General features: G+C 62.9%; 8 protein-coding genes. 3 read left to right on the top strand and 5 right to left on the bottom strand.

All coding sequences use genetic code 11. The annotated features are described in order from the left end of the window. From K678_RS08650 to K678_RS08640, 3 genes are all read right to left on the bottom strand, one after another. The coding region (locus K678_RS08650) for a penicillin-insensitive murein endopeptidase (RefSeq protein WP_021132081.1) at nt 1–317 on the bottom strand (317 nt) is incomplete at its 3' end. Continuing rightward, entirely contained in the window at nt 314–1,402 is a 1,089-nt protein-coding gene (locus K678_RS08645; RefSeq protein ID WP_231376235.1) for an HD-GYP domain-containing protein, read from the bottom strand. The genes K678_RS08650 and K678_RS08645, both read right to left, overlap by 4 nt. A gap of 191 nt (nt 1,403–1,593) precedes the next feature. Next, nucleotides 1,594–3,231: an acyl-CoA synthetase gene (locus K678_RS08640; protein ID WP_021132079.1), complete on the bottom strand. Its 1,638-nt coding sequence runs from the start codon at nt 3,229–3,231 to the stop codon at nt 1,594–1,596. Between the two features lie 162 nt (nt 3,232–3,393). On the opposite strand from K678_RS08640, the gene mamU reads away from it, so the two are divergent. Genes mamU through K678_RS08625 form a run of 3 tightly spaced genes read left to right on the top strand, consistent with a single transcriptional unit; the run spans nt 3,394 to nt 7,048 of the window. Next, a complete protein-coding gene (gene mamU / locus K678_RS08635; RefSeq protein WP_021132078.1) occupies nt 3,394–4,302 on the top strand; it encodes a lipid kinase MamU in 909 nt (302 codons plus the stop codon). Further along, nucleotides 4,299–5,072, top strand: a complete 774-nt coding sequence (locus K678_RS08630; protein WP_021132077.1) for a metallophosphoesterase family protein — start codon at nt 4,299–4,301, stop codon at nt 5,070–5,072. The genes mamU and K678_RS08630 overlap by 4 nt, the downstream gene beginning before the upstream one ends. Further along, on the top strand, nt 5,069–7,048 hold the full coding sequence (locus K678_RS08625) for an O-linked N-acetylglucosamine transferase, SPINDLY family protein (RefSeq protein WP_021132076.1): 1,980 nt from the start codon (nt 5,069–5,071) through the stop codon (nt 7,046–7,048). Before K678_RS08630 ends, K678_RS08625 begins: the two co-directional genes overlap by 4 nt. A 26-nt stretch (nt 7,049–7,074) precedes the next feature. Here the strand turns inward: K678_RS08625 and K678_RS08620 are convergent, their stop codons facing one another. Next, nucleotides 7,075–7,896: a class I SAM-dependent methyltransferase gene (locus K678_RS08620; RefSeq protein WP_021132075.1), complete on the bottom strand. Its 822-nt coding sequence runs from the start codon at nt 7,894–7,896 to the stop codon at nt 7,075–7,077. 26 nt (nt 7,897–7,922) lie between these two features. After that, entirely contained in the window at nt 7,923–8,384 is a 462-nt protein-coding gene (locus K678_RS08615; RefSeq protein WP_021132074.1) for a c-type cytochrome, read from the bottom strand.

Genomic DNA, 8,384 nt, shown 5'->3' with positions numbered 1-8,384 from the left:
GGCTGGGCCATATCACCGATCAGCAAAAGCGGCAGTTCCTCGGCGCGGGCCTTGTCCGCCAGGGTGCGGACAAAGGCAACGGTGCGCGGGTGGCCCCAGGCTCGGTTGCGGTCAGGACGAAGGACCTGATAGCCCTCGCCATTGAGCGGCAGTGCCTCGGCCCCACGAAGACACCCCGCCGCCGCCGATCCGATCGCTTCACTTTGACCACCAGCAGGGCGATGGACCACCGGCCAGGAATCCGTCGCGGCAATCGACTCTTGCGCCCCCGCTACCGTCAGGAGGACCGCCAGGGCAACAGCGACAAACGGGATCATCCCACCACCGTTTCGCCAAAAAGAACCTGAATGTCGACAATTTCAGACATACATTCGGCCAAGGCTTCGACGCAAGCCCCGTCAAGCCGGTTCTCAGCCACATCGTGACGCAGAGCGTCCATCGCGTCGGCATTGCTCCAGGCCGCTTTATAGGGACGGCGCGAGGTCAGTGCATCGAACACATCGGCGACGGCAACGATGCGGGCTTCCAGCGGAACATCCGCTCCCTTCAGCCCTTGCGGATAGCCGCTGCCGTCAAGTTTTTCGTGATGACAGGCGACGATCTGGCGCAACATACGAAGATGGGCCGTCGAGATGAAGCCGAAATCGCCCACCGCCAGATCGACGATTTCAACACCTCGCTCAACATGGCCCTGCATCACCTTGAATTCGTCGGGGGTAAGCGGACCCGGCTTCAGCAGGATATGATCGGGGACGGAAATCTTACCGACATCGTGGACGGGAGCGAACTGAAACAGATATTCGACAAATTCGTCGCTAAACCCGAGCGGAGCGGCCAGCCGCAAACCAATCGCGCGGGAATAGCGGGCCATCCGGGCGAGATGCCCCCCGGTCTCGCCATCGCGGACCGCCGAAATTTGCAACAGCACTTTCACCGTCGATTGCATGCTGTGCAGGGCATCGAGTTCCCGCAGCACCATTTGGGCGATCAGATCGCCATAGGGCTTGAGACGGCGCAAAACCCGTTGAGTGAAGAAGCCGGGAACGATTCCATTCAGGAACAGAAAGCCGCGCAGGCCCTCGCGGCCGCAAATCGGCACGGTATGGCTGGAATAATAGCCGAATGAAACCAGCCGAGCCGCGTATTCATGCCCCGAACGAGCGACCTCGGAAAGGTCGTTCAGGGTCCGGGTGCCATGAACCCGGGCCAATTCGACCAGACTGGGCAATCCCGATAACGGTGCCGTGGCGTGGTCGAGCGGACTTTCCCCATCGCTGGAGTGGATGAAGGTTTTCAGAAGATCGGTACGGGGATCGTACAGAGCAACCGCGATCCGGCCAAGCGGGGCCAGTTCCGGTTCGACTCTGATTTCCTCATGGAGCGCGCCAATCTGTGCGGCCAACCCCTGATGGAATGACGCAGCCCCCTCGCCCTTCGCCAAAGACTCCACGATTTTCACCCGGTAAAACAGTGCAACCCATCAGTACAAAATTATTTATATCAAGATAACCTATCCTCTTGTTTCGGGACATATGGCATCGGTCCCTCCCCTCCATTAACCCCATGGAGGGGAGGTGGCCACCCAAGAAACCATCAGGCGATCAGCTTCTTTGCCATTTCGCGCAGAACATACTTCTGCACCTTGCCGGTCGATGTCTTTGGCAGCGAGGTGAAGATGACCGTCCGCGGGCATTTGTAATGCGCAAGCTTGGTGCGGGTAAAGGCGATGATATCGTCCTCCGTCACCGCAACCGCTCCCTCCTTCAAACCGACGAAAGCGCACGGGGTTTCCCCCCATTTTTCGTCGGGACGGGCGACAACGGCGGCTTCGGCCACAGCGGGATGCTGATACAGGACGCTTTCGACTTCGATCGTCGAAATGTTCTCACCCCCGGAGATGATAATATCCTTCGATCGGTCCTTCAGCTCGATATAGCCATCGGGGTGCCAGACGCCGAGGTCGCCAGTGTGGAACCATCCGCCCGAAAAGGCCTCGGCGGTCGCGGTCGGGTTCTTGAAATACCCTTTCATTACCACGTTGCCGCGGAAGAACACCTCGCCCATCGTGACGCCATCCTGAGGCACCGGGTCCAGGCTCAGCGGATCGGCGACCATCATCGCCTCCTGATTGACGTAGCGGACCCCCTGGCGCGCTTTCTTCTTGGCCCGCTCCTCCTGGGGCAATTCGTTCCATTCCTCGTGCCAGGCGCAGACGGTGACCGGACCATACACCTCGGTCAGACCATAGACGTGAGTGATGCGGAACCCCTGCCCCTCCAACCGTTCGATCACGGCGGCAGGCGGCGGGGCGGCGGCGGTCATGAAGGCGACATCGTGCGGCAGCGGCCTGCGATCCTTTTCCGGGGTGTTGATCAGCATCCCCATCACGATCGGAGCGCCGCACATATGGGTCACCTTATGCGCCTCGATCGCGGCGAAGATCGCGCGGCCTTCGATCCGACGCAGGCAGACATGGGTTCCGGCCAGGGCGGTGATGGTCCAGGGGAAGCACCAGCCGTTGCAATGGAACATCGGCAGGGTCCACAGATAGACCGGATGGCCGCTCATTCCCCAGGTCACCGCATTACCCAACGCGTTGATGTAGGCGCCGCGATGATGATAGACGACCCCCTTGGGATTGCCGGTGGTTCCCGATGTGTAATTGAGGGCGATCGCCTCCCACTCATCCTCGGGCCAGCGCCAGACGTAGTCCGGATCGCCCGACGCCAGGAACGTCTCGTAATCGCATTCGCCGACCAGAGTGCCACTCACCGTATCGGGATCGTTGATATCGATCACCAGCGGCGGGGTTTTCAGCAGTGCCAGCGCCTTGACGATCACCGGGGAGAATTCGCGGTCGGTCAGCAGAACCTTGGCCCCGCCATGCTCCAACATGAAGGCAATCGCCTCGGCATCAAGACGAATGTTCAAGGCGCACAGCACCGCCCCCAACATCGGAACGCCAAAGGTCGCCTCGAACGCGGCGGGAATGTTGGGAGCCATCACCGCAACGGTATCGCCGACACCGACGCCACGCTGAGCCAGGGCCGAGGCCAGCCTGCGGCACCGGGCATAGGTTTCGCGCCAGGTAAAGCGGCGCTGGTCGTGGATCACAGAAATCCGGTCGGGAAAGACCGAGGCAGCGCGTTCGAGAAAGCCAAGCGGCGACAGGGGAACGAAGTTTGCCGGGGTCTTATCGAGATCAATGTCATAAGGATTCCGAACCGTCATCTTCGCTTCCCCCTATTCGTTGATTGGAGGTGTACTCCCCTCCGGTTAAGAGGAAGATTGAGGCTCGTCTCGCGCTTTTTCAACCATCATCTTATGCGGACGGTCGCGTTGAGAGAGAAAGCCCCTTGACAGAGATGGCGGCTCGGGCTGCACATCGCGGATATGCGCCTTGCTCTCGTCATCAACCGGTCCGCCGGAGGCTTCCGCCGCTTTCGCCCCGCCGCCACCGTTGCGGCGATCCGGGATGCCTTCATCGAACGAGGGCATCAGGTCGAACTGCGGATGATCGGCCGCCATGATCTGCCCGCCTGTTTTGCCGCTCTGTCCGGACGCGACGATCTCGACGCGGTGGTGATCGGTGGGGGTGACGGTACCATCCTTTCTGCGGTCGGCAATGGATTAGGTCGCGGCCGCCCGTTGGGCATTCTACCGCTCGGCACCCTTAATCTGTTCGCCCGCGATATCGGGCTTCCGCTTGATCCGATCGCCGCCGCCCGCGCTGTCGCTGGCGGCGGAACGGCGGCGATCGATCTGGCCGAAGTCGATGGGCACCCTTTTGCGATCTGGGCCTCGCTTGGGATGCATCCCTGGATCGTCCGCCGCCGCGATCATCTGCAACGCCGCCGCCTGCCCAAGATGACGGCGATGGCCGTCGCCGCCCTGCGCGCCCTGGTCCATTTCCCCGAGATCGATGTCACCCTGACGATGGATCGGATGGAACCCCGCCGGGTGCGCACGCCCATGCTGTTCATCAGCAACAACACCTGGCGCGATGAGCCGCCGCCTCTGTCCCGGCAAACCCTCGATACCGGCCGGTTAGAGGTTCACATCGCCACCTGCTCCGGGCGTCTGTCGCTGGTGTGGCTGGCGGTCGAAACGATGATGGGACGCTGGCGAACCAGTCGGCGGCTTCAGACCTTTTCCGCCAGCGAGGTCGAGGTCGCCACCCCAAGACGCCGCGTGATGCTGTCACTCGACGGCGAGGTTGTGGTGATGTTGGCACCCCTGCACTTCCGGGTCCGGCCTCGGGCGCTGACCGTGCTGATCCCAGGACGGGGGTACGAACGATGAGAACCGTCGCCCATCTGTCCGATCTCCATTTCGGCCGCACCGATCCGCGTCTGGTTGCGGCGCTGCTGGCCGATCTCGACCGGACCCGTCCCGATCTGGTGGCGATCTCGGGCGATCTGACTCAGCGGGCACGATCATACCAATTCGCCGAGGCCCGTGCCTTTCTCGACCGGTTGACTCCTCCGGTGGTGCTGGTGCCCGGCAATCATGACCTATCGCCCCTGTATCGCCCGCTTAATCGGTTACTGCGACCCCGCGACAAGTTCAATCGCCACCTGCCCCGCCATGTATTCCCCTCGGTCTGGCGCGATCCGGCGCTGATTGTGATCGGGCTGGATTCCACCCGTCCCTTGCGCTGGAAATCGGGGGCCTTGACCGATCACCATCTCAACCAACTCGACCGGACATTGGCCGATGCTCCCGCCGATGCCGCCCGGATGGTGTTTCTTCATCACCCCCCCGACGATGCAAACGGCGGGCACCCCTATGAAGCCTTGATCGCCCACGGTATCGATGTGGTGCTGACCGGACACGCCCATCATGCCCGGGTCGAGCCGATTATTGCCGCGACCGGAGGCTCGATGGTTCTGGTCCAGGCCAGCACCGCCTGTTCGACCCGTCTACGCGGAGAATCGAACGGTTATTGTCTGGTTCGCCTCGACACTCACCTGATCGAGGTGACGGTTCAGGGCTGGACCGGAGATCTGTTCCACCCCATACGCCACCATCGTTTCGTCAAACAGGGCACCGAGTGGCGGAGACGTCCATGATCGATCTTGAACGCGACTTGGCCAAGGCCTCCTCTCTGGCCCAGGCGGGCAAAACCAAGCCCGCCCTTGCCCTGCTGGAGCGGCTGATCACCACCGCCCCTCACGCCCTGGCGGTGCGCTATACCCTTGCCCTTACCCTGCTGACCTCGGGTCGGTATAGCGAGGCGCTGCCCCATCTCGATCGTATCCTTGCCGTCGAGCCGACCAATCCAGCGGCGCTGTACAGCAAGGCGCGCGGCTTGATGGCGCTCGACCGCGCCGAGGAGGCGTTGCCGCTGTTGCGACCGCTGGCCGAGGCGGGCGATGCCGACAGTCTGCTGGCGACCGGCAACGCCTTGCGCAGTCTGAACCGGATGGCCGAAGCCGCCGAGGCCTATCGCACCCTGATCCGGCGCGTTCCCGGCCATCTCGGTGGCCATGTCAACCTTGGTTTACTTCTGGTCGCCACCGCTCCCGACGCCGCCATTCCAGCATTGGAGGAATCGGTACGTCGTCATCCTGGAATCGGCGAACTGCATGCCTTACTGGGTCAGGCGTTGCTGCGCCAAAGCCGGTTTGACGAGGCGGCTTTGGCTCTCACCAGGGCGCTGGAGCTTGACCCCCGCCTGCTTCCGGCCAAGGGCCACCTGCTCAGGGCCAGTCGCGAGACCGCCGATTGGGATCGCGAAGAGGCGTTGTTCGCCGAAATCCGGGCCGGGTTGGACAAGCCTGCGCCGGGGAGGCTGGCGATCTCGACCCAGGACGCGCTGTTCTACCCGTTTGACGGAACCGAACTGCGTAAGATCGCGGCGGCCGAAGCCGCCTTCCGCGTGCCCGGACGCCCCCGTCCGGTGGTCCGCCCCCGGGTCAGCGTCACCCCGCCGCCCCTGACCGTCGCCTATCTGTCGCCGGATTTTCGCGACCACGCCACCATGCATCTGGCCGGGGATTTGTTTGCCCACCACGATCGAAGCCGGGTCAGGGTGATTGCAGCCTCGGTCGGTCCCGACGATGGTTCCGACTGGAGGCAACGGGTCGCCTCCACCTGCGATCTATTCCTTGATTTCAAGACATTAGGCGACCGTGCTGCCGCCCAGACTCTGGCCGAGGCGGGTGTCAACATCCTGGTTGACATGTCGGTTTATACCCGGCACGCCCGTCCCAGTATCGCCGCCCTGCGCCCGGCCCCGGTCCAGATTGCCTGGCTAGGGCTGGCCGCCAGTTCGTCGGCCCCCTGGATCGACTACGCCATCGTCGATCCGGTGTTGGTGCCGCCTGAGCATCGCAGCCATTTCTCCGAAGCGCTGATCTCGCTACCGCACGGATATCAACCCAATCTGGCGTGGGAGCCCTTGGAGCCTCCGCCCCCCCGATCCGAACTGGGATTACCAGACGACGCCGTCGTGTTCTGTTCCTTCAATGGACACCGCAAGCTCGACCGCGCCACCTTCTTGCTATGGATGGAGATTCTGGCGGCGGTGCCAGGATCGGTGCTGTGGCAATTGGCTCCGCCCCCCCTGGCGCGGACACGGCTGGAAAAAGCCGCAAGCCGCGCCGGTATCGCGCCCGAGCGGCTGATCTGGGCGCCGCGTTTGCCTCGGCCCGAGCATCTGAAGCGTCTGCCCGCCGCCGATCTGTTCCTTGATGCTTTGGTCTGCGGCGCACACACCACCGCTGCCGACGCGCTACGGATGGGAGTGCCGTTGCTGACCTGCGCTGGCCCTAGGCTCGCCTCGCGGGTGGCGGCCTCGCTGTTGACGGCGATCGGCCTAGCCGACCTGATCGCCTCATCGCCCCGGGACCTGTTCGAACTGGCGGTCGGACTGGGACAAAATCCGGCCCGCCGCGCCGATCTGCGCTCTCGGCTCGCGGCATTGCTGCCGCAGGCAATTCCGTTCGATCCCAAGCGTTTCGTGCTCGATCTCGAAGCGGCCTATGACCAAGTCTGGGCGCGGGCCGCCGCCGGGAAACCGGCACGGGACATCGTCCTGGTCTAGCCCAGGACTTTTTTATAAACAGAGCCTTAGCGGCGCCTCTTGATGTTCATCCAGAAGGAATTGCTGGGGGCGGGAAAGGCATTGGTCCCAATCGCCTCCCACACCGGAGCGAGATGGGCCGACAGACGAGCATCCTGGGCGGCAAAGAAACAGGGCAACACCGGCTCCAGCCACGACGCCTCGCCCAGCAGCAACGCTGCCAGCAGATATTGCTCGTTATACATCAGCCCTTCGGCCTGGGCCGGATAGTCGTAGGGCAGATAGACGTCATGGACATGGACGATCACCCCCGGAGTCAATTCCGGCAGCACATCGAGAAACAAGGCGGTGACGTCGGAATTTTCCAGACTACGGTGCGAACTGTCGATGAACAGGATATCGCCGGGCTTCAGGCGGGAGAACAGCGCTTGATCGACGGATTCGGCGGGCGCGCGGATCACTTCGTCGCACAAGGCGTCGATCTCAGCCCGTGGCTGGGGGTCGATCGAGACGATCTTGGTCCGAAGCTTCCGCTCCGTGATGACGTGGCGGGCGAATTTGGTCGAATTGCCCGAGCCGATCTCGATCAGCAAGCGGGGGTCGTGGCGGACCAGCATTCCGCATAGCGCCAGCGCATCAAGCGAGGTGAACCAGGGATTGAACCAGCGCGGACTGGGCGAGTCATCAGCGGCTTCGCGCGGGATCGCGGCAAACAAAGACCGCAACTCGGCCAGCGCCTCCAGCCTGCGGGCATAGCCTGACCGACCGCGTTCCAGAATCGCCGTCAACCGGGGATGCGTCGGCGTGCCAAAGCCCCAGCGGGGGCGGCATTGATAGCTGTATTGTCCGATCTGGACCGTGGCGGTCACGTTAGGGCACTCCCGGTTCGCTGTCTTTATCGTGCCGAAATCGCGGCCTGTCTGGCCCGGATTTCCGGGGGCCAATTTGATTGGATAAACGCGATCACGGCGCGAATCTCGGCATCGGTCAAAATGCCGACATAGGACGGCATCGCACTTTTGTAATCGGGAGGGGCAAAGCGCGCCATCCCGTGCTTGGTCACGGCAAACAAATATTCGTTGGGATGGTGCCAGCTATGGCCGCTGGCGTCATGCGGAGGGGCAGGCAGTTCGCCATTGGGTTTGCGGCGCTGCCAGTCGGGCTCACCCTGCAAGTGCGCCCCATGACAGCGGGCACACTGCGCCGCATAAATATCCGCCCCCAACGCCACCTGGGCGACATCGTCCGGGTCGATCGCTTGGGCGCTCCGACGCAGGTATTCCCATCCGCCGCCTAATCCGGCGACAACGGCCACAGCAACGGCAGCGATAACCAGCGGACGCTTCTGCCTGCGCAC

Source organism: Magnetospirillum fulvum MGU-K5, assembly GCF_000442515.1.
Taxonomy (GTDB): domain Bacteria; phylum Pseudomonadota; class Alphaproteobacteria; order Rhodospirillales; family Magnetospirillaceae; genus Phaeospirillum; species Phaeospirillum fulvum_B.
The sequence above is the reverse complement of the archived record's forward strand: the minus strand, read 5'-3'. Positions and strand labels throughout refer to the sequence as shown.

Coding starts and splice junctions, on each gene's coding strand:
- K678_RS08640 (WP_021132079.1), bottom strand. CDS start 3,231: ATGACGGTTCGGAATCCTTATGACATTGATCTCGATAAGACCCCGGCA.
- mamU (WP_021132078.1), top strand. CDS start 3,394: ATGCGCCTTGCTCTCGTCATCAACCGGTCCGCCGGAGGCTTCCGCCGC.
- K678_RS08630 (WP_021132077.1), top strand. CDS start 4,299: ATGAGAACCGTCGCCCATCTGTCCGATCTCCATTTCGGCCGCACCGAT.
- K678_RS08625 (WP_021132076.1), top strand. CDS start 5,069: ATGATCGATCTTGAACGCGACTTGGCCAAGGCCTCCTCTCTGGCCCAG.